Below are 24,605 nucleotides of genomic sequence, written 5' to 3' on the forward strand. Positions count from 1 at the left end.
CAGGCACAATTCTTGATGTAAGAAATCATTAGCCCTTTCAGGAGAACATAATGATGAATAAGAAATTAGTCAGAAGCCTGCCCATTATTGTTTATGTTGGAATTTCGCTTTGCCATAGCCTGAATATACTTTATTGATCCGGACTTCGCTTCCACTTCGATCTGTAGCCCGGTCTGCTTGCAGCCGGGAAACATCATGACCGATCCCGGTTGCGAGCAACCGGGCTACGCCTTACTCCGACTCGTGTTCCTGCCAATATAACTGTTCCGCTTCCTGACGGTCGCGGCTCGGTTTTCGTGCTTTCGCATTTACTTCATCGTGCACCGGAAACCGAGCCGCGACCGTCAGGAAGCGGAATTTTTGTTGCGGCACAGAGCATGATTTAGATTCCCCAATCTACGTCGTCCTAAGCGCGACGCAGATTGGACTACTCCTCTATAGCCATTTAAATTGATTCATGTATACTCGAAGTGAAGCCACTCTATCAGTGCAATAAATTAAAGGATTTAATTTATACAAACAAAAGGAGTTTGCCATGAGATTTAACTATTTTGTTGTCCCTCTGGTTTTGTTCCCTTTATACGCTTTCGGACATACCGAACCCTCCACCGATAAATTAAGGTTTTTACAAAATCCGGTAAGTAAAAACACCATTGTGAACACATACAGCAATGAATCAGAAGGATTGAATCAGCTGCAATCATTAACAAGGACTGTTGATTTTCCCACTCAAATTATCCGTATTTCCAATGAACTGAAAGGTAAGGAGATCACTTGTGAACAGGTCAATGCACAAATTGAGGAAACCGTATTCAGCCATATTACTTCCGATAAATTTATATACAATATCCTGATTAGTTGTGGTTACGATCCTGACACTAATTATGCCACCTCTTTCTTTATTAACAGCTATTTTGATCCTAAAACCGATGAAGCAATTGATTATCTTAAAGATTATCTGAGCCAGAACAACGGCACTGACTTTTTAGGTACAAAACTTAATATCGAATCGGCCAAAGGGGTTGTTATAGCCTTGAATATTGCAGCTGGAATGAAGAAAAAGCCAAACACTCCGCCATTTATTGAATACCAGCAAGACAGAAGTAACTTCTATTTCAGCAGTAATTATGAAATGAGTAATAAACTGTTTACTGATATCTACCAAAATTTCTTCTCTAACGATCCGGAAAAAATCTTACCTTTTTTAGACAGATGGGTATTCAGTTTTGCCGGCAGCGTTTATCAGGCCGCTCTGAAGGATTCAAATTATGTTGAATTACAACCTGAACGAATCTTCCTGATGGACAATGGAGAAAAGATATTTGTATCTGGTCTGAAGTACTATTTTTCACATGTATGTGAAAGACATGAAAACCATCGCTGTCTGGCGTAAAGAAAGCAGGAGGTATTTACCTCCTGCTTTTTAACAAATAATCAATTCAAGGCCCGTGTGCGACCGCTCAAAATAATTGACCACCATGCTTTCGGTAACCAAATCAAGAGTTGGTGGTTTCCATTGTGGATTTTTATCTTTAACAATCAATAACGATCGTACCCCTTCATAAAAATCACTGCTATGCATAAAATGTTCAACCAAATCAAAATCCATTTTCAGACATTCAGCTAAAGATAAGCCTTTTGCCTTTTGTAATTGAGCCAAAGTCACTTTCAAACTCAAGGGAGATTTTTGCCCCAAGGTATTATCCACCCCCGTAGCCCAGACTCCTTCCGCTTTTTGCAGGGCTGCCCTTATTTTTTCAATGGTAGGTTGGGCAAAACAAACATCAATTAAAGGTTTAATCTGGCTGATTTCAGCGTCACTGTGTTCTCTGGCATAAGCGCGCACGCATTGATCGACTCGCGCATGAGCATCTTCAGACAAATCTTCATTTTTCAAGGCATCAAACAGTTGCTCCATCCTTTCCGAAGAGACTATATGCCTGACCAAACCAGCTTTCATTGCATCCTGAGGTCCCAATCGATTACCCGTCAACCCTAAATAAATACCCAAGGCACCAGGGCAACGGGTTAAAAGGTGGCTGGCCCCTATATCAGGGAAAAAACCAATTCCCGTTTCAGGCATGGCAAAAACAAAACGCTCACTGGCAATGGGATGGCTGCCATGCAGAGAAACACCAACACCGCCCCCCATGGTAATGCCATCCATCAACGCAATATAAGGCTTCCCTAAATGATGGATAAAATGGTTAAGCCTGTATTCATGCCAGAAAAACTGCATTTGTTCCGATTCTTTGCTGCGTCCGGAATTATACAACCAACGCACATCACCACCAGCACAAAATGCATTTCCAGGAACTGCCTTGATAACCACCGCGTGAATACTGCTATCCCCTTTCCAGGTCTCCAATTGCTTTTGCATTGCCAATATCATCGGCAAGGAAAGCGCATTAAGCGCGGCAGGCCTGTTCAGAGTAATAACACCCAACTGATTTTCCTGAGAAAAAAGAACGTCCTCAAACATACTTAAACCCCTTTAAATTCAGCTGTCCGTTTGTTAAGAAACGCAGAGACCCCTTCCTTTTTGTCTTCAGAAGCACATACTTTTGCAAAGTGAATTGCTTCCAGATGCAGAGCTTCGGTCAAGGATAAATCATAACCATGATCAATAACTTCCATCACTCCGGCAACCGCTAAAGGTGCCATACTCAGTATGCCTTTTAATATATTTTTGCCCTGCTCTATTAACTGCTCTGGCTCGACTACCTCAGAAACCAAACCCCAGTTCAAAGCAGTTGCAGCATCAATAAAACGACCGGTCAGGCATAAATCCATAGCTCGTCCTTTACCCACAAGGCGCGCCAGGCGTTGCGTACCGCCATAACCGGGAATAACGCCCAATTTCACTTCTGGCTGGCCAAACATGGCTTTGTTTGAGGCGATTCTTAAAGTCGTTGAAATAGCTAATTCACATCCGCCGCCAAAGGCAAAACCATTTACGGCAGAAAGAGAAGGTTTACCCATAGTTTCCAGCAGACGGAATACTTCCTGGCCCTGACAGGCAAATTCATAACCTGATTGGGCTGTGCACTCAGCAAGGCGATTAATATCAGCTCCTGCACAAAAGGCTTTACCATTGCCTGTAATCAGCAAGGCTTTAACTTTGGGATTGGTTTTTGCAGAATGAAATAACTCTTCCAAAGCATGAAGAACTTCCGTGCTTAAGGCATTAAGTTTTTCAGGCCTGTTTAAGGTCAGGGTTAAAATTCCATGTGCATCCAATTCTTGTTCTATTATATTCATTCATGACTCCTGTTAAATAATTCTGTACCATTCGGCTTAACTGTTCCCCTACCCCTTGTCCGCGGGATCCAGATTCGTAGCCCGCATTAGCGTCAGCGTAATGCGGGAAAGATTGGTTCATTACCACATCGATCCCGTATTACGCTCCGCTAATACGGGCTACAAAAGCCGTGCCCTTCGAGCCTGTCCTAATCGATAAAAAACTCTTCATCCAAACTGGCTTTGGCTACAATTTCCCGCATGATTTCATTAGTTCCTTCGAGAATTTGATGCACGCGCAAATCTCTGAATATTCGCTCTATATGGTAATCACGTAAATACCCGTAACCTCCGTGCAATTGCATGGCTTTATCACTGATACGAAAGGCTACATCAGTTGCCAGACGTTTGGCCATGGCACAATACATAGGAGCATCCACATCCTCTTTATCCATTGCAGCAGCAGCTCTGTACACCATGAGCCGTGCAGCTTCATAATCCGTCAGCATATCTGAAAAATAAAAGCGTAAAGCCTGCATTTTACTCAGTGGCCTGCCGAACTGTTTACGTTCATTCAAATAAGCCTGTGTCAGACGCAGACATGCAAGTGCCCCGCCCAGAGAACATGAGGCAATGTTAATCCGTCCGCCGTTCAACGCATTCAAAGCAATTTTAAAACCCATGCCTTCGTCACCCACAAGGTTCGTTACAGGCACCCTGCAGTTTTCGAAGTACAGCATACAGGTTGGCTGATTACGCCAGCCCATTTTCTTTTCCAGTTTGCCAAAAGTTAATCCTGGGGTGTCTTTTTCTATTAACAGACAACTAATCCCATGATGGGTATCATCACCTGTTCTTACCATACATAAATAAAGATCGCTGACACTACCCCCAGAGATGAAGGCTTTACAGCCGTTAAGAACATAATGTTCCCCATCTTTCACGGCACGTGTCTTTAATGACGCGGCATCAGAGCCTGCTTCAGGTTCCGTCAGACAATAACTGGCAATAAGTTCCATACTGGTTAATTTAGGCCCCCAGTGAGCACGCAGTTTTTGATCGGCATAGCGGTCAATAAGTGCCGTAACCATGTTATGGATAGAAAGATAAGCGCTGGTAGGAATACATCCCGTGGCTAATTGTTCAAATATCAAAGCCGCATCAAGGCGAGTCAGTTGCGCACCACCAATATCCTCTTTTGCAACCATACCGGCCATGCCTAATTGTGCCGCTTCACGTAATACATCAACAGGAAAATGGCTGTGCTCATCCCAACTGTCTGCCATAGGAGCCAATTTATCACGTGCAAAATCAGCCGCCATCTCGCGAAAAGCCAGATGTTCATCAGAAAATTCAAAATCCATAGACCGTCCTTAGAAAGTTTGTTTATGACGCTGAGTTAAAAAGGTGATATTATTGCGAATTTTCAGCGCCCGTGAAAGATAATAATAAGAATAGTCACATGGAAACTTTAGCGCAACCTACAATAATAAATAAAAATGCCCTGACTGTTTTAAAAAACTACTTTGGCTTTGATTCGTTCCGTTCGCCCCAGGAAGACATAATAAACGATGTTATTTTCGGGATGGATGTGCTCGTCCTCATGCCAACAGGTGGGGGTAAATCATTATGCTATCAAATTCCATCGATAGTCAGGTCAGGAGTTGGCATTGTTGTATCGCCTCTGATTGCCCTGATGGAAGATCAGGTCGCTGCCCTTAAATTACAAGGCATAAGTGCTGCATACTATAACTCATCTCTATCCAGTGAAGAAGCGCGTAGAGTGTTGGCCCAATTGCATAATAATGAACTGGATTTATTGTACATTGCTCCGGAGCGTCTCATCAGCCATTCTTTTTTAGAGCGATTGAGCGAATGTGAGATTTCCTTGTTTGCAATTGATGAAGCGCATTGTATTTCTCAATGGGGACATGATTTTCGTCCGGAATATTCGGCTCTGGGATTACTGAAAGAACATTTTCCTGCAGTTCCCATCATTGCCTTGACGGCAACCGCAGACAAGCAAACCCGTGAAGATATTGTTGTAAAGCTGAATTATCGTCCGAAAAGGTATATTGCATCGTTTAATCGGCCGAATATTCATTATAAGGTTGTTCCCAAAACCAATGCAGTCAAACAGTTAAATCAATTTTTAGAGTCAGAAGAGCAACAGTCAGGAATTATTTATTGCGGTACGCGTAACAGCGTGGAACGCCTTGCGGAAAAATTGCAGGAACTGGGTTTTAAAGCCAGGGCTTATCATGCGGGGCTTGCCCATAGTGAACGGCGTGAAGTGCAAACGCTGTTTCGCCACGATCGCATTGATATTGTAGTTGCTACTCTTGCCTTTGGTATGGGCATAGATAAACCCAATGTCCGTTTTGTGATTCATCATGACTTACCCAAAAATATTGAAGGGTATTACCAGGAAACCGGCCGTGCCGGACGCGATGGTTTGCCTGCTCGAGCCTTGTTGCTTTATGATGCAGCAGACAGTGCCAGACTGCGTTCCTGGATTATTAATACTCCCCTTGATGAACAAAGGCGGGTTGAAACCAATAAACTGAATCATATGCTGGCTTTTGCAGAGGCAACCCACTGCCGCCGCCAGATTCTCTTACGCTATTTTGATGAACCATGCGATAGCGAATGCAAATATTGTGATGTATGCGATAACCCGCCAGTAATGGCTGATGCAACAGAAGAAGCGCAAAAACTTCTTTCCTGTATTTACAGGTTAAAACAAAGTTTTGGTATGACCCATACTATTGATGTGTTGCGCGGTGCTCAAACAGATAAAATCAAACAATTTGGACATGATACCTTAAGTACTTTTGGCATAGGTAAAGACAAATCCACCAACTATTGGAAGCAATTAGCCTGGCAACTTATTCATAGGGACTATTGCCTTCAGGACATCAATCATTTCAATGTCCTGAAATTAACTCAGAAAGCTATTCCCCTGCTTAAAGGCGAAGAGAAAATATCGCTTACTATTCCTAATAATGACCTTAAAGGAACAAAAAAGAAAACCAAAGAACGAAACTCGATTAAACCCGTCAGCAGTCCCTTATTTGAGGTATTGCGTACTTTAAGGCGCAAGCTTGCTGATGAAGAAAACAAACCACCCTTTATGATTTTCAGTGATGCCACCCTGCATGAAATGGCACAAAAAAGACCCAAAACCATCGATGAGTTGCTTGACGTATCAGGAGTTGGCCAACACAAACTGACCCACTACGGCAATGATTTTCTCAAAACCTTAAATGAATATGTCGAAATTGATGGCCTTGAATAGAACCAAGAGTACTAAAATATAAAAACCGTAGCCTTGATGCAGCGACACGACAGCGTAATCAAGGCTACACCCTTATTAAGATTAAGGTTTCAATGTACTCACACACAGGAAAATGCGGTACTGACTGCAAGATCTACAGCATTTAATACAGGACTCACAGCAGCAACAAGAAGTACTAAAGGACTTTCCATCACACACGTTGCTGCGGATAAGAAAGAATCAAATGCAGCTTCAGGCTCCAATAGCACCAAATTAGCCGCGACAAATGCACCAAATACAACTGAGGCTATTAATTTTTCCACAAAGAGAATGCTTAAACACAATGGTGCAGTAAAAACACATATTGCTCTGTGAAAAAAATCTGCTGAGGATTCGAACGGGGTAAAAAAACCATTCAATTCGAGATCAGACTCCTCAGAACGTTCAGTGATTGCTAATAAACTACCACTTGCACCAGAATTTGACAGTAAAACTTTATTGAGTTCAAAAAACATATTAGTCTCCTGTAGGAAGGAAATATGATTGTACCACTTGATCTAATTTTGATCAATTCTATTTTTGGATCTCGAGGGGACTGTAGCACGCTGTCACTGCATCAAATATTGCAGGGCCTTTTACCAGATACCACTGTAAGCTGAATTTAGCTATAATCTCGGGCAAACTGCTTTTGAAACCAAGTCAGAGGTTTGGGTAAATAATGCAAAAACTGTTACGTTCTTTTTATGCGCGAGACACCATTTGTGTTGCTAAAGATTTGTTAGGCAAATATCTGGTTCATCATGATGGGCTTACAGAACGTATAGGAAAAATTGTAGAGGTTGAAGCTTATCTCGGACAACATGATCTGGCTTGCCATTCGTCCAAAGGTTTAACCAAAAGAACTGAAGTGATGTTTGGCCCTGCAGGTTTTGCTTATGTTTATTTAATCTACGGCATGTATTATTGCACTAATGTAGTCACAGAAACTGCGGGGACAGGCTCTGCTGTTTTAATCCGCGCGCTGGAACCAGTCCAGCATATTGAGGGACGAACCCAGGGCCCGGGACTCTTATCCAAAGCCATGCACATCGACAAGCAACTAAACCAGCATGATTTAACCGGGAATATCTTTTATATTGCCGAAGGGTGTGACGAACAACCCTTTTCCATCATAGAAAAACCAAGGATAGGGGTTCATTATGCCAAAGAGTGGGCTGATGAATTATTACGCTTTTATATAATGGGAAATGCCTATGTTTCAAAGCGATGAGACATCGCAGGAATTTTTAAGGGACCTGGTGGCAGGAAGCCGTAGCCCGGTCTGCTCGCAGCCGGGATGGTGCCACTTCTGCTCCTTCTACACATCTTTGCCATTCCCCGATCTACGTCGTCCTGAGCGCGTCTTTTTGCGCGAAGGATCTCCTGAAAGCGGCATGGTGCCAATATTTGGAGATCCTTCGCGCAAAAAGACGCGCTCAGGACGACGGAGATCGGGTTACACACCGATGGTATTTCTTAGCCTCAGGTCAACGCGAAATGATCAATTACTTATTACACCCGATTTTCACATGAACCTGATAATATTTGACTTTGTTATCATCAATAAATCCACGGGTTTCCAATACCTCAAACCAGTCCAGCTTGCCATGGGTTTTGGAGGCCTGGCTTATTGCATTATCAATAGCCTGCTCTATACCCTCTTGCGAAGTCCCTACCAATTCAATTATCTGATATACCTTATCATTCATGATGTTCACTCCCTGAATTCATTTGTTCCTGAGCTTTGGCAATAGCCTTACGTATGGCTAGTGATTCCTCCGATTGCTCTGGGGTCATTTTCAATAGCCTTTGCCAATAACTTATTGCATCCTCATAAGCATGGCTCATGAATGCGTTCATGGCAAGCATGGCTAAAGCATCAGGTTGATTGGGATTCTTATTCAACAAAGTCTGGAAAATAGCCAAAATCTCTGGGTTAAATTGCTGATTATTCAGCAACCACAAGCTGTGAGCGTAATTAACCGCATACTGCTCATCGTCCGGCTTGAAATGATGAGCCTTGGCAAAGGCCTCCGCCGCAAGCTTGTTTTCACTTTGGCTGGTATATAACCTTCCCAAAAGATACCAACCTTTGGCACTTCCAGGGCTATCGTCCAATTTTGCCTTGAGTTTTTCTATAAGTTCCTGAGGGCTTTTTATGGATTTAAGCATCTCTTGCGCAAGTGCCTGAGTTTCCTTCTTGTGCAGATATTCTTGCCATTGCGCAAAACCACCCCAGAAATAATACCCGGTAAAAGCCAATACCATAACAAGTGGCATAAGCAGGACACTAAAGCCCCTATTGCATCTTAGAGGGTAAACAATAAAAATGCCCGCGATAAAAACCAAGGCTATCAGTAAACCAATCAACCACCATTCATTCATGAGAAATCCGCTTAAAACAGGTACGCCAGAAAATTAAAAATCCCAGCAATAAAAACAGAAAAGGACCAAACCATAACAATAAAGTCGCGCCCTTAACCGGAGGCTTAAAGAGAATAAAGTCACCATAACGAGAAGTCAGATAGCCTGTAATTTCACTATCACTTTTACCCTCTTTGACTAACTGATAAACCTGTAAACGCAGGTCTTTGGCCAACTCGGCATTGGAATCCGCCAAATCCTGATTCTGACAAACGAGACAGCGTAAATCTTTTAATAAATGGTTAAACTGCGCTTCCTGTTTGGCCGAATCTAAAGGATAAATACTGTTGGTATGACCCATCGATGCAAACAAAAAACACAAAAGCAGATAAACTATTCTCATGAGGCCTGTTCCAGTTTCTTCATCAAAGGCAAAACATCGTTTAACCAGGTTTTCTGATTCATAACCCCCACATGGCGATATTGAATTATCCCTTTTTTATCAATAACAAAAGTTTCCGGAGCACCATAAACACCCAAATCAATTGCAGCTTTGCCATTAATATCCTGCACCACCATTTTGTAAGGATTACCCCACTGATTCAACCATTGCAAGGCATCATCGGCCTTATCTTTATAATTCAAACCGTAAAGAGGTACACCTTCTCGTGCCAGCTGCAGCATAAATACCTGCTCTTCAACACAGGCCTGACACCAGCTCGCCCATACGTTAAGTAATACCACCTGACCACGAAGTGTGCTTGAGTCAAACAGTGTGTCAGGGTTCTGCAATTCAGGTAAGGCAAAAACAGGTAAAGGCTTACCTACCTGCACCGAAGGCAAATGGTGTGGGTCTAAAGACAAGCCGCGCCAGAGAAAAAAACTCAGCAACAAAAAAAGAACAACCGGAATAATGCGCCACCCTATTCTTTTCATGCAGTTAACTCCTTAGCCTGCACAGCAACTACTCGCCTTTTCTGGTAATAACGCCTGTCAGTCAGAGCCAAAAAGCCACCAGCCAGTATCATGAAGCCGCCAGCCCAAATCCAGCGGACAAAAGGCTTGAAATACACACGGACTGACCAAGAATCAGTGGATAAAGGTTCACCTAAAGCCACATAAATATCACGAAACGGGGTCACATCAATTGCCGATTCAGTCATGGCCATTTGACCAATGTTATATACTCTCTTTTCAGGATAAATCACTTTACTTTTACCATCATGGCTGATTTCAAAGCGAGTTCGAGTGCCTTTATAATTAGGGCCTTTCAAAGCAGATTGGCTGATAAATTCGATTTGATATCCGGCTAAATCCACTTTTTTACCTGGAAACATCTGAACATCATCCTGTATGCCATAAGCGGTGGAAACGGCTATACCAATTACGGAGGCAGCAACACCGCAATGAGCGATAACCATACCCCAGTAGGTTTGCCCAACACCCATCAGTCCCCTTTCTGAAATTCGTTTAAACACAGCGCTTAGCGTACTTAAAATTACCCAGCTAGCCAGCACCAGTCCAACAAAGGCGGATACATCAAACTCATTAGTGGTTGCCCATAATAAAATTGCTGGCAGTATGATGCTTGCCAGAGCAGTCAAATTCAGTTTTTTAAATACCGATATCCAATGATCACTATTCCATCTTAAATGAATGCCAATCCCCATGAGAATAAGCATTGGAACCATTAAAGGTACAAATACCGCATTAAAATAAGGGGCGCCAACTGATAATTTGCCTAAGCCTAAACCTTCAACTAATAAGGGATAGACTGTTCCCATTAACACGGTCAACATGATGACGACTAAAAAGACATTGTTTAACAGTAAAGCGCTTTCTCTGGAAACAGGACTTGGGCTACTTCCAGTTTGCAGGGTTTGCGCCCTGAATAAAAACAACAAGAGAGAACCACCAATCACAAACAGGAGGAATCCTAAAATAAACAACCCTCGTTGCGGGTCTACAGCAAAAGCATGAACTGAAGTTAAAACCCCGGAACGAACAAGAAAAGTTCCGATAAGGCTTAACGAAAAAGCAGCTATAGCAAGTAACATAGTCCAGGCTTTAAATTGCTGGCGCTGTTCAGTAACAGCAAGGGAATGAATAAGTGCTGTACCAACAAGCCAAGGCATAAACGACGCATTTTCTACGGGATCCCAAAACCACCAGCCGCCCCAGCCTAACTCCCTGTATGCCCACCAGCTTCCCAGGGTAATTCCTGCGGTTAAACAGCACCAGGCAGCTAAAGTCCATGGTCTGGTCCATTTAGACCAACTGGCTTCTACTTTACCAGCCCATAATGCGGCGATTGCGAAAGCAAAGGCTACAGAAAAGCCAACATAGCCCATGTAAAGCATAGGGGGATGAAATAAAAAGCCGGGATCTTGTAAGAGTGGATTCAAATCACGGCCATGAGTATTTAATACTTCAAATTGACGCAGGAAAGGATTCGATGTAGTGAGTAGAAACAGTATGAACCCTATACTTAGCCAGCCTAACACTACCAATACCCGGGTACGCATTTCTTTTTCCAGACTGGAACTTAAAAAGCCTACCAAAATCATCCAGAAGCTGAGAATGGCCACCCAAAGCAGCATTGAACCTTCATGTCCGCCCCAGACGGCGCACATTTTATAAAACCAGGGTAACTGTATACTCGAATTACTTACTACGTAAATTACTGAAAAGTCATCACTCAAAAAGCAAAAAGTCAGGCATAGATAGGAAAGTGCAATAAAGAAAAACTGCAAGGCTGCATAGGTTTTAGCCGAATCCATCCAGTCAATGTGCTTTAACTGCAAACCTGCCAGAGGAATCAGAGCTAGCATTATGGAAACAATGAGCGCCAGAATTAAAGAAAACAGGCCTAGTTCAGCAATCATGAATTCACCTTTTTAGCCAGTGCGGCTTTAACTTCGGGGGGCATATAATTGGCATCATGTTTCGCCAATACTTGCGTGGCTCTAAAGTGTTGTGAATCAATGGCTTCTCCTTCAGCAACTATCCCCTGCTCTTCTCTGAACAAGTCGGGCAATATTCCTTTATAAGTTACAGTAATGGTTTTTTCATAATCGGTAATTTTAAATTGTACTTCCAAACCTTCACTGGCACGGACAATACTGTTTTTTTCAACCATTCCACCGACACGGATTGAATGCTTAAGTGGTGCTTCGCCAGCAGCAACTTGAGTTGGAGTATAAAACAGGCTAATGTTTTGTCTTAAAGCATACAAAACCAGAGCGACTGCCAAAGACAAAATGCTCATGACAAAGAGGATCATCCAAAGTTTACGCTTTCTTGCAGGAACCATATAATTTATCTCTTAAACCAGCGTTGCAGTTTTTGGCGGGTACGTGTCTTTTGCCATTTAATACCAAGGAGGTTCATTACCAAAACCACACAGACAGCACCATAGGCTGGCCATACGTACAGAGAGTATCCCCCCATATCTAACCATTCCCAAAATTGATTCATTTGAATTCTCCTTCAAACGCGACTTTAACCCATGCTTGTTTTCGTTCACGTATTAATATTTCGTTACGTGCTTTTGCCAAAATCACCCACAGGCAATAGAAACCAAATCCTGACAAAGTCAGGAGCAAGGGATAAAGCATACTGACATCAATTTTAGGTTTCGCAAAAACGGACAAGGTACTCCCCTGGTGCAAAGTATTCCACCAGTACACGGAATAATGAATAATGGGTAAGTCAATTAAGCCAACCAGAGTTAAAATAGCAATGATCTTATCACCATCTTCTTTATTCTTTACCGCTTGATAAGTTGCCAGAATGGCTGCATAGAGTAACAGCAAGACCAGCTCGGAAGTCAGACGTGCATCCCAAACCCACCAGGCACCCCACATGGGTTTACCCCAGATGCTGCCTGTCAGTAAGGCCAGAAAAGCCATGCAAGCCCCTAATTGGGCAACCAGGTTAATCAAGAGACCCGCAATTTTTATTCGCCAGACCAGCAGCAACACAGCCAAAAANCCCATCCAGCCATAAAGAGCCATTGATAAAAAGGCGCTGGGCACATGAATAAAGATAATGCGATATGCATCACCCTGTTGGTAATCTGGTGGTGCAAAAACTAAACCCCAGGTAATTCCAACCGCTAAAGTCAGCAGAGCAAAGGCCATAAGCCATGGAATCATGCGACCCGACAGAGCATAAAAAGTTCTGGGCGATGCCAGTTGATACAAAAACTTCCACATAGGAAACAATCAAATCAGAAAAAGAGGGGAATTTTAACATGCTTGAAGGTTTTCGTAAAATAAAGCCAAAGGGTCGCATCCACAAGATTTCGAGCGGGTCGTAGAAGCTGTCTCTTCTACAAATCGTTGTATTACTCCGATCTACGTCGTCCTGAGCGCGTCTTTTTGCGCGAAGGATCTCCTGAAAGCAGCATAGTGCCAATATTTGGAGATCCTTCGCGCAAAAAGACGCGCTCAGGACGACGTAGATCGGGGAATGGTAAACGGGCTACAAACCCGAACTTGATACCTACCCCACCCTAATCAACATGACTAATGCGAACAACTCCCGCTATAGCATACGGAATGAATCCCATTGCCAAAACGGACATGGCCAGTAACAAAGCCAAATAACCATTAACTGGCAAGCCCTGCATTGCAATGGCCAGCGTGCCACTGCCAAAGATAAGCAAGGGCAAGGTTAAAGGTAATAAAATCAATGCCATCAAGGCACCACGCTGATTAACCCCCACACCAAATGCCGAAGCCAAGGCGCATAAAGCCAGCAAGGCTGGAGTGCCGCACAGAAGGCTGAGCACTAATATCCAGGTTTCCCAGGGGCTAAAAGAAAAGAATACGGCAATTATTGGCGCTAAAACCAGAAACGGAATTACATTAAAAAACCAGTTGGCAATCATTTTGGCGCCCACAATAAGACTTAATGATTGGCCAGAAACCAGCCATTGTTCAGTAACACCTTGTTCATAATCTTGTTGAAACAAGCGTTCTGATGATAAAAGCATGGACAATAAAATTGCCATCCAGATTAATCCTGGAGCTATGGTCCGCATTAATGCCAACTCAGGCCTAAGGGTCAGAGGAAACAGGAACAACAACATTAAAAAAAACAGGCATGAATTGACCAAGTAACGAATTTGGCGCATTTGAATTAAAAGTTCACGTTTGAACTGTTTGATAAATAGAGCAAAACTGGAGGTCACAAACGATACTCCTGATAAGATGCTGTATTTCCGGGTAAACTCTGATGTGACGTAAGTAATACAGCCCCGCCATGTGACCTGTGCATCTCAATTTTGTCCATAATCACCTCAAGAGCTTTATTATCTAACGCTACTAAAGGTTCATCTAACAGCCATAATTTGGCATCAGACATCCATAATCGTAATAACCCTACCTGTCTTCTTTGCCCTGCTGAGAGCAAACCACAAGGCTGATCCAGATGCGTTTCCAGTTTAAAAACTGCCGTAAGTGCCTCAATGGTTTCATTTGATTCAGTGCAGTGCAAATCAAACAAGCAGTTTTCCCTGATGGTCAGATACGGATTGATCCCTGTTTTATGGCCGACAAAACATAATTGCCGTTGATATGCTGACAAATCCTGATGAACTGGCTGTCCCTGATAATTAATTTGCCCCTGTGAAGGATGATGTAACCCCGCAATTAATTTCAACAAAGTCGTTTTTCCAGCGCCATTAGCTCCTTTTAAATGCAATAGCCCACCGGCTGGCAAATGAAAGGATACATTGTTTAACAAAGGTTGATCGTGATAATCAAAATCAAGGTTAATTACTTCAAGCATAAACTCAGGAATGGTTACTTAACTTAAAAAAGCGAGACTAACCAGAAATATAAGACAAAACAAGTACTTTCTTATGGCTGATTTAGAGCCCATTAAAAAATGGCAGGAAATGTACGAGAATTGAAAATAAATCATGCATCACTCTCTTACGATCGAGAGTAATATTGTCCCTCAATAACTATAAATTGTCCCTAAAAGACCACAATTAAACGAATCAATTAGAATAGAATTATGCCTGTTATTTGAACACAGGAAGATTCTATTATCCACACTAGCTTAAGGAAAAACAAATGACCCGTGAAGAACTGTTAACGTACTACAAAATTACATCAGATGCCTTAGAAAAATTATTGAATGATTTATTGTCTTTGCCAGATACAAGAATGAACAGATTAGTATTCCAAAGGGCGTTATCAGGTATATATGCAAAAACAGGCTCTCCTGTAGCAACACCTCACTTGGTGCTATTTCAAGATCTATTGAGATGTACATTCGTTGATCCACGATATGAGAGATTATTTTCAGAATCTAATAAAGAAAAATACTTTTATATGTTTCCCCCACAACTGGTAAAAAAATTTGATAAGCCCTTCGATCTTGATGAGTTTGTAGAAGACGCAGCGTTAAAAGCTGACAATACAGTGATTGAAGAAGAGCAAAATGAATGTGAAGAAGAAACATCGTATAGGTTCTTCTAAATTAGCGTAGGTTATGGATAAGAAGATTGATTAAAATATATAAAAAACTGTAGCCTTGATGCAGCGATAGCGCTGAGTGATCCTCTCATAATTTTAACCTGTAAAAAGATGCAAATAAGCAGGATGATCAGCGCAAGTAGCCCCTCCACCTCCGGGGGAGGGTGCCCGACAGGGCGGGTGGGGGGATCAAAAAGAGAACTTATTTAAGGTAGAAAGGTCTAAAACAAAATGGTCTATTTAATAGAAACTCCTTTTTTGATCCCCCCATCCGCCCTGTCGGGCACCTTCCCCCGGAGAGGGGAAGGCGATCCTGCATAGGTCTGAGTGGTACTCAATATGAGAGGATCACTCAGAGCGATAGCGTAATCAATGTTTTCATACAGTAAGTCTTAAAGACCATAGGAAAACCTTGATTACGCTATCGCTGCATCAAGGCGCCTATTTTAAATTAATTCCGGATCTTGTTTCATTGAATGCAGTTCAGTTAGACTGAATTCAGAATTGGACTTACAAGGAGGTTCCCAATGAAACGTTATACTGCCGCCGTTGCATTAATTCTATCCGGTTTTATTCATGATGCTTTTGCCCTCCCTTGGTTTCATACGGAGTTAATAAAACAATCCATATCAAAGCCCCTGCCTGTTCAAATGGATCCAGTTAATTTCTCCGGAGTCTGGGCAGGCCAATGCGACAACAAGCCAGCAGTTGATCTCAGGATTAAGCATCACAATAACACACTTGATATTTCTTATGGATTTATGGAAGAGCATTATGTTTTAGGAGAAGTTAAATCAGAAGTACGAATGGCCGCTAATGTTTCCGAACATAATAATACAACCGTACGTTGGAGTGATGATAAAACGGCTTTAATTTTTATTAATAGTACTATGTTTACCAATCCTGAAGAACGTTTAAATGTCTTTTTTAGTAAAGTAACTATGTCATTAGAAAGCCAGCGTTTGATTGTTTCAGGTCATCATTATCAAACCGATAGCTCTCTTTCTGGTTTTAATCAGGAAACAATGCTTTGTGATTATCAAAAAATTAAAGATATCAAATAAGTTTTGTTGTAGTAACCCGATTTACGTCGTCCTGGGCGCGTCTTTTTGCGCGAAGGATCTCCAAATATTGGCACCATGCCGCTTTCAGGAGATCCTTCGCGCAAAAAGACGCGCTCAGGACGACGTGGTTCAGGGAATGGCACAGGCTCGTAGCCCGGTCTGCTTGCAGCCGGGATCGAAGTGGCACCATCCCGGCTACAAAATCTATTTCTTGCGAAATCATCTAATGATGAGGGATAATCTTTTTTTATTTATTCTAAAAGGTAAACCATGGAATTTTTAAGTGAATACGGTATGTTTTTATTAAAATGCGTAACATTGGTTGTCGCATTTTTAGTTCTTCTAGCCGGTATTTTTGCAATAGGACGAAAACCCAAACCTAAAATGGAAATTACGTCGCTCAATGAACAATATGAAGAAATTCATTCATTCATGAATAAAGAAGTTCTGGGTAATAAAACCAGTAAAAAGAAAAAAGAGAAAAAGGAAAAAAAGCCTACTCTTTTTGTTATTGATTTTAACGGGGATATTAAAGCCTCTCAGGTTGAGCAATTGAGGGATGAAATTACTTCTATCTTGTCTATAGCGAAACCTGAAGACGAAATCATGGTGCGTCTGGATAGCCCTGGTGGGGCTGTAAATGGCTATGGCCTTGCTGCCTCACAATTACAAAGGATTCGTGATAAAAATATCCCTTTAACAGTCTGTATTGATAAAGTAGCGGCAAGTGGGGGCTATCTGATGGCCTGCGTAGCCAATCAGATTATTGCAGCCCCTTTTGCCATAATCGGCTCTATAGGTGTGGTCGCGCAAATTCCTAATTTTCATCGCTGGCTGAAAAAGAATAATATTGATGTTGAATTGTTAACTGCTGGCGAATACAAACGGACATTAACTTTGTTTGGTGAAAACACGGAGAAAGGCAGACAGAAATTCCAGGAAGATCTGGAAAAAATTCATATTGTGTTCAGAGATTATGTTTTTGCCAATCGCAATCAATTGGATATAGATAAAGTGTCAACTGGTGAACACTGGTTGGCAAAGGATGCTTATGAGCTGAAACTTGTTGATAAATTATTAACAAGTGATGATTATCTCATTGAAAAAATGGATAAATTCAAAGCCTTTAAATTAGCAATACAGCCAAAATCATCCTTAGTGAGCAAGTTGTTAAAACCCGCCATGCGTTTAATGCATCCTTGGGCTTGATTGTATCTCGATCCACGTTGTCCTGAGCACGTCTTTTTGCGCTCAGGACAACGTGGAGCTGGGTTACATTTCACACAAAACTCAGGAAAGGTATATAATTATTAATAAATGTAATTTTTTTAAGGATGAACGAAATGAGTGATTTCAAATCCAAATTACCCGATTTTCAAGAATTGACTTCTATGACCAGTAAATTATTTAAGGGGCTAAAAGACAGTGTGGGTGAGATCATTGAGGATTACAAGAAAAAAAGGGCTGAGGATGAAACTCAGGAAGCTCCTGCTGAAGAAGTGAAAAAGGAAGAAGCTAAACCTGTGGATGTTGCAGAAACCGAGAGTAAAAAAGACGAAGTATAATCGGCTTATACTTTGACCGTAGCCGTAATATGGGAACGAATTCATTGCCATTTCGATCCCGGCTGCAAGCGCTGAGTCGTCTACACATCTCTGAGAACACCATCCGGAATTGACTCCGACCTCCCTCGTATTGTCCGAGTGATCCATTGGTTCAGAGCAGAAACACTGTCCTTGCCAGTATAACTGTTCCGCTTCCTGACGGTCGCGGCTCGGTTTTCGTGTGTTCGTATTGACTTCATCGTGCACCGGAAACCGAGCCGCGACCGTCAGGAAGCGGAATTTTTGTTGCGGCACAGAGCATGATTTAGTGCGTAGCCCGGTCTGCTTGCAGCCGGGATCGAAGTGGCACAATTCCCGGCTGCAAACAGGCCGGGCTATAAATCAATTCACTGCTTAACGTTCTGCTCGTTCCGGGCGGGTTAGCCCGTATTTTCGCATTTTCTCAACCAAGGTCGTTCTTCTCATGTTGAGGTAACTGGCGGCATGGGCTACAACCCAGTCCGACTCATCAAGAGCCTGGCTGATTAACGCCAATTCTGTTTTTACCAGATGCTCTTTTAAGTCAATGCCATCGGTATTAGGCATTTGCTCCTGACTAATGATTTGCATTAACGTTTCACGCTCAGTTCCTGAGGGTGAAAACTCAACATATGATGGTTTGTATTCGCCCTGAAAACGCTGTGGTAAATCTGTTTTACATACTATGCCATTGGGATAAAGGATAGACAATCGCTCTACCAGATTCGCCAGTTCCCTGACATTTCCTGGCCAGCTGTAGCAACTTAAGGCATCCATTGCATCCGCCATAAGCCTTACAGTGGGTCTGCCCTCTCCTTCAATACGCGAAATTAATTCGTTAAATAAAAGGGAAACATCGCCGTTTCTGTTTCGTAAAGGCGGCATCTCTATAGGAAATACATTAAGTCTGTAAAATAAATCTTCTCTGAATTTGCCTTCTTCAATAGCCATCTCAAGATTGCGGTGTGTCGCCGCAATAATACGTACATTCACTTCAATGCTTTTATTAGAGCCTACGCGTTCAAAGCAACGCTCCTGTAACACGCGTAATAGTTTAACCTGCATGGCCAGTGGCATATCGCCTATTTCGTCCAGGAATAAAGTTCCACCATTTGCTAACTCAAAACGACCTTGCCGCGAAGTAATAGCTCCTGTGAATGCACCTTTCTCATGGCCAAATAATTCACTTTCCAAAAGCTCACCAGGAATAGCGCCGCAATTAATAGGAATGAAAGGTTTGTTTGATCGGGATGATAGTGAGTGTATGTTACGTGCAACCACTTCTTTACCGGTTCCTGACTCTCCTAAAATTAAAACGCTCGCCTCAGTATTGGCAACTTGCTCTATGAGTTTACGAACCTGGCGTATTCCATCGCTATTTCCTACCAGGCTGCGGAATAAAGGGGTTTTATGAGTGCTGGCTGTAATAAATTTAACGGCTTCTCTGGCAATCTGGCAACGGTGCAATGATTCAAGCATTTGGGCATAACTAAAGGGGAAAGGTAAACAGGCAACAACATTGCGATCAGCACATTGAGCTGAGTTAAGCTGTTCGCCAATAACCAAAACGGGTACTTTTGAAAACTGCTTGACTAAAGCATCAAGTTCATCCATGGTGTGCTCGAATGAAGAAGCGGCACCAAGAATGATTATGCTGGGGTCAGGATCGGATATTATTTGCCAGGACGTAAATTTCGTCACTTCAGTGGATTGGCCAATAAAATCAAATATAGTACGGAGCTTGGCACAACGATCTTCGTTATCATCAATGATATAAATCTTGTCATTGCCACTCATAAACCTATCCTTAAGCTTGAGTTATTTACTTTTAAGTATCGGACACTCACCAGACAACTGTCAAATATATGGCATTAACTTTACTTATCTGTCATAAAACCTACTAAAAATTAAATTCTGGTTCCGCCGTCCCGCGGCTTGCCCCCAGGATCCAGGATCTAGGCTCGAGGTGAGATCTCTGGATCCCGCGGTCAAGCCGCGGGACGGCGGAGCATCGCTAATACTGGCTACAAATCCGCAAAAAACCTTTTAGCATCTGCCATGTTTTATGCAAAACCACATGCTATTAAAGTATCAGATTTATCGGTAACACACTATCGATTTAAACGCATTACATTGATTTCCAAAGCATAATTCCTGACTGCCTATCGCTTTGGTTGCACTGATATGGTTTTCTCTTTCAAAACGCTTTGCCTGCATGAAGCCCATACGGCTGCAGAAAGAATTAGCTGCCCGGCGTCCACAACCCTGATTTTTGTTGTAACACCAGTCAACGCGATAATCATTGTAACGGGGCACAACAAATCTTTTTTCCCGATAGTGGTAAGATTTTGGTGGATTATGAGATAGGCCAACGGCACAGCTAATACTCATAAACCCATTGCAACGCCAACCTTTACATTGAGCCCTGCTTGCTAAATAGTTAGTTAAACCCACATTATAAGCAATAACATTCTGGGTGGAATAATCATAACCCAGCATTTGACAATAGCGCTTTGCCACCTCTTTACCACAGGCTTTACCATCAAGCGTACAGTAATCGAGACGCTCTCCTAAAAAGGTTGGGTGCCAAATGGTTCTAAATGCTTTGTTTTTTACACCTGCAGCGTAGGAATGACCTAAAAAGGAGCAAATTAAAAATATAAATACCATAAATTTGCGAAAATTGATCATTATAACAACCTGTTAGCAACTATTCTCACATGTTAGCTTAGTATACTGTGCAGGCACAAGAGTTTGGGGTAAAACGGGGTTGTTATTTTTTTTATTGTATGGAGTGTAGCCCGTATTAGGCGCCAGCCGTAATACGGGATCGAAGTAGCAATGAACTCATTCCCGTATTACGGCTGGCGCCTAATACGGGCTACAGGCGCTGTCTCTTCTACACATCCCGATCTACGTCGTCCTGAGCGCGTCTTTTTGCGCGAAGGATCTCATTCCAGCGGCATGGTGCCAATATTTGGAGATCCTTCGCGCAAAAAGACGCGCTCAGGACGACGGGGTTCGGGGAATGACAAAGATTTTTCGTAGCCGTATCGCTACAACTCTGGCACAATCTCTCGGAAACACCTTGACCTCGCTTGGCTTTCAGGGCGTTGTGCGCAGGGACGCGCACACCGACCGCATGGATGCAGGTTTCCCTGAAAGACAAGCGAGGTTAAGGGGTTTCTTGCACAGGACTCGAAACTCTGGGAATTATCTTGAAGCTCATTGCCACTTCGATCCCGGCTGCGAGCAGACCAGGCTACAAGTCAGTGCTAGACTGGATTATCGCTGTCGATAAATTGATGTTCCAGGCCATATTCAGAGGCAAGATGATTTCCCAGAGACTGAATTCCATATCGCTCTGTTGCGTGATGACCACAGGAATAATAATGGATGCCTGATTCTTTGGCTTGATAATAAGTTCGCTCAGAGACTTCGCCGCTTAGATAGGCATCAACACCTAGCTGATGGGCATTATCGATATAATCCTGGGCTGCACCCGTACATAAAGCCACTGAATGAATGAGTTTGCCACCACCTGATATATGCAAGGGTTTGCGTCCAAGCTTTTGTTCCAGTACAGCAGAAAACTGCTCAGCATCAATAGCTTTGGCTAAAGTGCCCGACCAAAGGATGTTGTTGGTATTGCCTGCTTTATGCATCTTGATGGATTCAAGAGATAACAATTTGGCAATGCAGGCATTATTACCCAATTCTACATGACAATCCAAAGGCAAATGATAGGCAAATAAATTAAGGTCGGCATGAAGCAATTTACTGATTCTTTGCCGTTTAATCCCGGTGATGACAGGATCTTCACCACGCCAGAAATAGCCGTGATGCACTAAAAGTGCATCGGCCTTCCAATCAATTGCTTTGCTGATGACATCATCTGATGCCGTAACGGCGGTACAGATTCGCTTGATCTGTTCTTTACCTTCTACCTGAATTCCATTCGGAGCATAGTCATTAAACTGGCTACAACTTAAAAACTCATTCAGGTAAAGGGCTAATTTATTACGGGTAATCACCTTTCAGAAACTCGCTTAATATCAGCACCCAATAAGGATAACTTTTCTTCGATACGCTCATAACCTCTGTCAACATGATAAATCCGCTCAACAGTGGTCTCACCATCAGCAACCAATCCCGCTAAAATCAAGCTCGCTGATGCACGTAAATCAGTCGCCATTACAGGAGCACCGGTCAGTTTTTCAACTCCATTGATGATGGCAGTATTGCCATTCAATTGAATCTGAGCACCCATACGCTGCAATTCCTGAACGTGCATAAAACGGTTTTCGAAAATGGTTTCTACTATAGTAGACTGGCCTTCAGCTACAGAGTTCATCGCCATAAACTGGGCTTGCATGTCAGTAGCAAAAGCAGGATAAGGAGCCGTAGCAATGTTCACCGCTTCAGGGCGCTTGCCATTCATATTCAGACTCACCCAATCTTCACCTATGGTTAATTCAGCGCCAGCTTCTTCAAATTTGCATAATTGAGATAACAAAGTATCAGGGCGTACTCTCTTAACGGTTACATGGCCTCGAGTCAGCGCTCCGGCTGCCAGATAAGTTCCAGCCTCGATTCGGTCAGACATTACTGAATAAGTACCTCCAGACAGTGCTTCCACTCCTTCAACTTCAATAGTTGAAGTACCTGCTCCAGAAATTTTTGCTCCCATTTGAGTCAGGAAATGAGCCAGATCAACTACCTCTGGTTCACGTGCAGCATTTTTAATAACCGTAGTACCTTCTGCAAGAACAGCAGCCATCAATATATTTTCTGTACCGGTTACTGTCACGGTATCAAACATCAAACGGCGTCCCTGCAAACGTCCTTTTTTGCAACGTGCATTGATATAGCCATTTTTAACTGTAATATCAGCACCCATTGCTTTTAAGGCTTTTAAATGCAAATCAACCGGTCTGGTGCCTATAGCGCAACCGCCTGGAAGGGAAACATCTGCTTTACCAAATCGCGCCAGCATGGGCCCTAACACAAGAATTGAGGCACGCATGGTTTTAACCAGATCATAAGGTGCGACAAACTCATTCACCTGACTTGCATCAACCTGGACATTCATTTTTTCATCAACAATCAAATGAGCGCCAAGCTGGCCTAATAATTCCATCATTGTGGTTATGTCTTTGAGGTGAGGCACATTAGAAACAGTGACATGATCGCTGGCGAGCAAGGTTGCAGCCATAATCGGTAACGCTGCATTTTTTGCTCCCGATATGACCACTTCTCCATGCAATGCCTTACCACCATTTATCAATAATTTATCCATGTTGCTTCCCCCATTCTTCTTTTGTCCATGTCTTCATACTTAAAGCATGAAGCCTGCCGGTGGTAATTAAATCGTTAAGTTGTGCATAGACCCATTGTTGCCTGGCTACTTTCGATTTATTTATAAAGATGTCGGTTACTATTATTAGTTTGTATTGATAACCGTCACCATCAACTTCGACATGAAACACATCATCAATGTCTCGAAGCCTTTGCGCAATTTCTTCATTACTTAACATAAAGTTAGCTCACTAATTGAAATAAATACAATTTTTTTACGCTAGTTGCTAAAAAAAATTTAAACGAGGGAGATACAGTCATTCCAAAAACTTTGATATCGGGTGATTACATCTTATGCTGTTTCTAATATATTCTTTACTCCACAAAACTCCGCGAGGGATTGGGTTTCAGGAGACATCCCTATCACCTCAAAAATCTTGTTATTTTGTTTACACAATTTTCTTGCTTCAATTAACAGTGCCAGACCAGCACTGTCGCAATGAGTTACATCACTTAAATCGAGGCAAAATTTATTGCTGGTGTTATTCGTTAAAGCTTTAGAAAGCTTGGCGCGAACAGACACCACCGATTTAAAAGTGAGTTCTGTATCAGGCTTGAAATTAATGTTATCCACAATTATGAAGCCTTTTTAACTTGTTTCTTTTGCATTTCAGCAATTAAATCATTGATGCTGGAATGTTGTAATGCCTGAGCGAACTGCGATTTGAAACTTTGCAGTAAACTGACACCTTCAACGCTGATGTCATAAATTTTCCATTGTCCATTTTTGGCAACGAGGCTGTACGTCAGAGGAATATTTTGTCCTTGTGTACGAACGATCACACTGTTCACACGGATGAAACGACTGCTCAATGATCCACGCAAGGGTAAAAATTGCACGGTTTCATCTGAGTATTGAGCCAGAGGACTCGCGTAAGTGCGAATCACCAGACGGGTAAAGGCCTGGGAAAACTGGGCACGCTCAGCTGGTGTGGCTTTAGTCCATGCCTGACGTCCCAAAACAGAACGTGACATTCCAGCTACGTCCACATTTGGCAACAGATGCGATTCAACTGCTTTATAAATAATGGCAGGATTACTTTGCAAATTGGCTTTATTTGCCTTTAAGGTGGCAATAATTTGATTTGCAGCATTTTCCAGCATGGGAACGGGTGATGATTGAGCAAATATAATTTGCGTTACTCCAAGACAGGCAACGAATAAAATGCTTTTTAATGCTCTCATATTT

At 42.5% G+C, this 24,605-nt stretch carries 28 protein-coding genes; 7 read left to right on the top strand and 21 right to left on the bottom strand.

Annotation, left to right across the window (positions count from 1 at the left end):
* The first annotated feature begins 535 nt into the window (after positions 1-535).
* Positions 536-1,393 (top strand): Lpg0189 family type II secretion system effector, encoded by an 858-nt coding sequence (locus tag B094_RS0109080; protein ID WP_018577493.1) that lies wholly within the window; start codon positions 536-538, stop codon positions 1,391-1,393.
* Positions 1,394-1,423: 30 nt separating this feature from the next.
* Here the strand turns inward: B094_RS0109080 and B094_RS0109085 are convergent, their stop codons facing one another.
* From B094_RS0109085 to B094_RS0109095, 3 genes are all read right to left on the bottom strand, one after another.
* Complete coding sequence (locus B094_RS0109085) at positions 1,424-2,482, bottom strand: enoyl-CoA hydratase/isomerase family protein (protein ID WP_018577494.1); 1,059 nt, start codon at positions 2,480-2,482, stop codon at positions 1,424-1,426.
* A 2-nt stretch (positions 2,483-2,484) separates the two neighbouring features.
* A complete protein-coding gene (locus tag B094_RS0109090) occupies positions 2,485-3,261 on the bottom strand; it encodes an enoyl-CoA hydratase/isomerase family protein (RefSeq protein WP_018577495.1) in 777 nt (258 codons plus the stop codon).
* 188 nt (positions 3,262-3,449) lie between these two features.
* Positions 3,450-4,604 carry an acyl-CoA dehydrogenase family protein gene (locus B094_RS0109095; RefSeq protein WP_018577496.1) on the bottom strand — a complete coding sequence of 385 codons (1,155 nt, stop codon included), beginning with the start codon at positions 4,602-4,604 and terminating at the stop codon, positions 3,450-3,452.
* A gap of 98 nt (positions 4,605-4,702) precedes the next feature.
* On the opposite strand from B094_RS0109095, the gene recQ reads away from it, so the two are divergent.
* Positions 4,703-6,538, top strand: coding sequence for a DNA helicase RecQ (gene recQ, locus B094_RS0109100; RefSeq protein WP_018577497.1), 1,836 nt, complete (start codon positions 4,703-4,705; stop codon positions 6,536-6,538).
* 98 nt (positions 6,539-6,636) lie between these two features.
* Here recQ and B094_RS0109105 read toward each other — a convergent pair whose 3' ends face one another.
* Complete coding sequence (locus B094_RS0109105; RefSeq protein ID WP_018577498.1) at positions 6,637-7,032, bottom strand: hypothetical protein; 396 nt, start codon at positions 7,030-7,032, stop codon at positions 6,637-6,639.
* 203 nt (positions 7,033-7,235) lie between these two features.
* On the opposite strand from B094_RS0109105, the gene B094_RS0109110 reads away from it, so the two are divergent.
* Positions 7,236-7,787: a DNA-3-methyladenine glycosylase gene (locus B094_RS0109110; protein WP_018577499.1), complete on the top strand. Its 552-nt coding sequence runs from the start codon at positions 7,236-7,238 to the stop codon at positions 7,785-7,787.
* Positions 7,788-8,061: 274 nt separating this feature from the next.
* Here B094_RS0109110 and B094_RS0109115 read toward each other — a convergent pair whose 3' ends face one another.
* The 10 genes from B094_RS0109115 to ccmA form a co-directional block, all read right to left on the bottom strand.
* Positions 8,062-8,265, bottom strand: a complete 204-nt coding sequence (locus B094_RS0109115) for a dodecin (RefSeq protein ID WP_018577500.1) — start codon at positions 8,263-8,265, stop codon at positions 8,062-8,064.
* Positions 8,258-8,941: a tetratricopeptide repeat protein gene (locus tag B094_RS0109120; protein WP_018577501.1), complete on the bottom strand. Its 684-nt coding sequence runs from the start codon at positions 8,939-8,941 to the stop codon at positions 8,258-8,260. Before B094_RS0109120 ends, B094_RS0109115 begins: the two co-directional genes overlap by 8 nt.
* On the bottom strand, positions 8,934-9,323 hold the full coding sequence (locus tag B094_RS0109125; protein WP_018577502.1) for a cytochrome c-type biogenesis protein: 390 nt from the start codon (positions 9,321-9,323) through the stop codon (positions 8,934-8,936). Before B094_RS0109125 ends, B094_RS0109120 begins: the two co-directional genes overlap by 8 nt.
* Entirely contained in the window at positions 9,320-9,856 is a 537-nt protein-coding gene (locus tag B094_RS0109130) for a DsbE family thiol:disulfide interchange protein (RefSeq protein ID WP_018577503.1), read from the bottom strand. Before B094_RS0109130 ends, B094_RS0109125 begins: the two co-directional genes overlap by 4 nt.
* Entirely contained in the window at positions 9,853-11,805 is a 1,953-nt protein-coding gene (locus B094_RS0109135) for a heme lyase CcmF/NrfE family subunit (protein WP_018577504.1), read from the bottom strand. Before B094_RS0109135 ends, B094_RS0109130 begins: the two co-directional genes overlap by 4 nt.
* Positions 11,802-12,233: a cytochrome c maturation protein CcmE gene (gene ccmE, locus B094_RS0109140; protein ID WP_018577505.1), complete on the bottom strand. Its 432-nt coding sequence runs from the start codon at positions 12,231-12,233 to the stop codon at positions 11,802-11,804. The genes B094_RS0109135 and ccmE overlap by 4 nt, the downstream gene beginning before the upstream one ends.
* Before the next feature lie 5 nt (positions 12,234-12,238).
* Positions 12,239-12,397, bottom strand: coding sequence for a heme exporter protein CcmD (gene ccmD / locus B094_RS0109145; RefSeq protein WP_018577506.1), 159 nt, complete (start codon positions 12,395-12,397; stop codon positions 12,239-12,241).
* The gene (gene ccmC / locus B094_RS0109150) at positions 12,394-13,137 is read right to left on the bottom strand and encodes a heme ABC transporter permease CcmC (RefSeq protein WP_018577507.1); all 744 of its coding nucleotides are present in this window, start codon (positions 13,135-13,137) and stop codon (positions 12,394-12,396) included. Before ccmC ends, ccmD begins: the two co-directional genes overlap by 4 nt.
* Positions 13,138-13,436: 299 nt before the next feature.
* The gene (ccmB, locus tag B094_RS0109155) at positions 13,437-14,117 is read right to left on the bottom strand and encodes a heme exporter protein CcmB (RefSeq protein WP_018577508.1); all 681 of its coding nucleotides are present in this window, start codon (positions 14,115-14,117) and stop codon (positions 13,437-13,439) included.
* Positions 14,114-14,716 (bottom strand): cytochrome c biogenesis heme-transporting ATPase CcmA, encoded by a 603-nt coding sequence (gene ccmA, locus B094_RS0109160; RefSeq protein WP_018577509.1) that lies wholly within the window; start codon positions 14,714-14,716, stop codon positions 14,114-14,116. The genes ccmB and ccmA overlap by 4 nt, the downstream gene beginning before the upstream one ends.
* Positions 14,717-15,006: 290 nt before the next feature.
* On the opposite strand from ccmA, the gene B094_RS0109165 reads away from it, so the two are divergent.
* The 4 genes from B094_RS0109165 to B094_RS0109185 all read left to right on the top strand — a co-directional run bounded on the left by B094_RS0109165 (position 15,007) and on the right by B094_RS0109185 (position 18,040).
* Positions 15,007-15,414, top strand: a complete 408-nt coding sequence (locus tag B094_RS0109165) for a hypothetical protein (RefSeq protein ID WP_018577510.1) — start codon at positions 15,007-15,009, stop codon at positions 15,412-15,414.
* Between the two features lie 524 nt (positions 15,415-15,938).
* The gene (locus B094_RS0109170; protein WP_018577511.1) at positions 15,939-16,475 is read left to right on the top strand and encodes a hypothetical protein; all 537 of its coding nucleotides are present in this window, start codon (positions 15,939-15,941) and stop codon (positions 16,473-16,475) included.
* A 270-nt stretch (positions 16,476-16,745) separates the two neighbouring features.
* Positions 16,746-17,684, top strand: a complete 939-nt coding sequence (sohB, locus tag B094_RS0109180) for a protease SohB (protein WP_018577513.1) — start codon at positions 16,746-16,748, stop codon at positions 17,682-17,684.
* Positions 17,685-17,818: 134 nt separating this feature from the next.
* On the top strand, positions 17,819-18,040 hold the full coding sequence (locus B094_RS0109185; protein ID WP_018577514.1) for a hypothetical protein: 222 nt from the start codon (positions 17,819-17,821) through the stop codon (positions 18,038-18,040).
* Between the two features lie 393 nt (positions 18,041-18,433).
* On the opposite strand, the gene B094_RS0109190 is transcribed toward B094_RS0109185, so the two are convergent.
* The 7 genes from B094_RS0109190 to B094_RS0109220 all read right to left on the bottom strand — a co-directional run bounded on the left by B094_RS0109190 (position 18,434) and on the right by B094_RS0109220 (position 24,601).
* Complete coding sequence (locus B094_RS0109190) at positions 18,434-19,855, bottom strand: sigma-54 dependent transcriptional regulator (protein ID WP_018577515.1); 1,422 nt, start codon at positions 19,853-19,855, stop codon at positions 18,434-18,436.
* 300 nt (positions 19,856-20,155) lie between these two features.
* Positions 20,156-20,749: a hypothetical protein gene (locus tag B094_RS0109195; RefSeq protein WP_018577516.1), complete on the bottom strand. Its 594-nt coding sequence runs from the start codon at positions 20,747-20,749 to the stop codon at positions 20,156-20,158.
* Between the two features lie 584 nt (positions 20,750-21,333).
* Positions 21,334-22,092 carry a Nif3-like dinuclear metal center hexameric protein gene (locus tag B094_RS0109200; RefSeq protein WP_018577517.1) on the bottom strand — a complete coding sequence of 253 codons (759 nt, stop codon included), beginning with the start codon at positions 22,090-22,092 and terminating at the stop codon, positions 21,334-21,336.
* A complete protein-coding gene (murA, locus tag B094_RS0109205) occupies positions 22,089-23,357 on the bottom strand; it encodes a UDP-N-acetylglucosamine 1-carboxyvinyltransferase (protein ID WP_018577518.1) in 1,269 nt (422 codons plus the stop codon). Before murA ends, B094_RS0109200 begins: the two co-directional genes overlap by 4 nt.
* Positions 23,350-23,595: a BolA family protein gene (locus tag B094_RS0109210; protein WP_018577519.1), complete on the bottom strand. Its 246-nt coding sequence runs from the start codon at positions 23,593-23,595 to the stop codon at positions 23,350-23,352. The genes murA and B094_RS0109210 overlap by 8 nt, the downstream gene beginning before the upstream one ends.
* A 113-nt stretch (positions 23,596-23,708) precedes the next feature.
* Positions 23,709-23,990 (bottom strand): STAS domain-containing protein, encoded by a 282-nt coding sequence (locus B094_RS0109215; protein WP_018577520.1) that lies wholly within the window; start codon positions 23,988-23,990, stop codon positions 23,709-23,711.
* A gap of 2 nt (positions 23,991-23,992) precedes the next feature.
* Complete coding sequence (locus tag B094_RS0109220) at positions 23,993-24,601, bottom strand: MlaC/ttg2D family ABC transporter substrate-binding protein (protein WP_018577521.1); 609 nt, start codon at positions 24,599-24,601, stop codon at positions 23,993-23,995.
* Between the last annotated feature and the right edge of the window lie 4 nt (positions 24,602-24,605).

Source organism: Legionella shakespearei DSM 23087 (genome assembly GCF_000373765.1).
In the GTDB taxonomy this organism is placed as follows: Bacteria; Pseudomonadota; Gammaproteobacteria; order Legionellales; family Legionellaceae; genus Legionella; species Legionella shakespearei.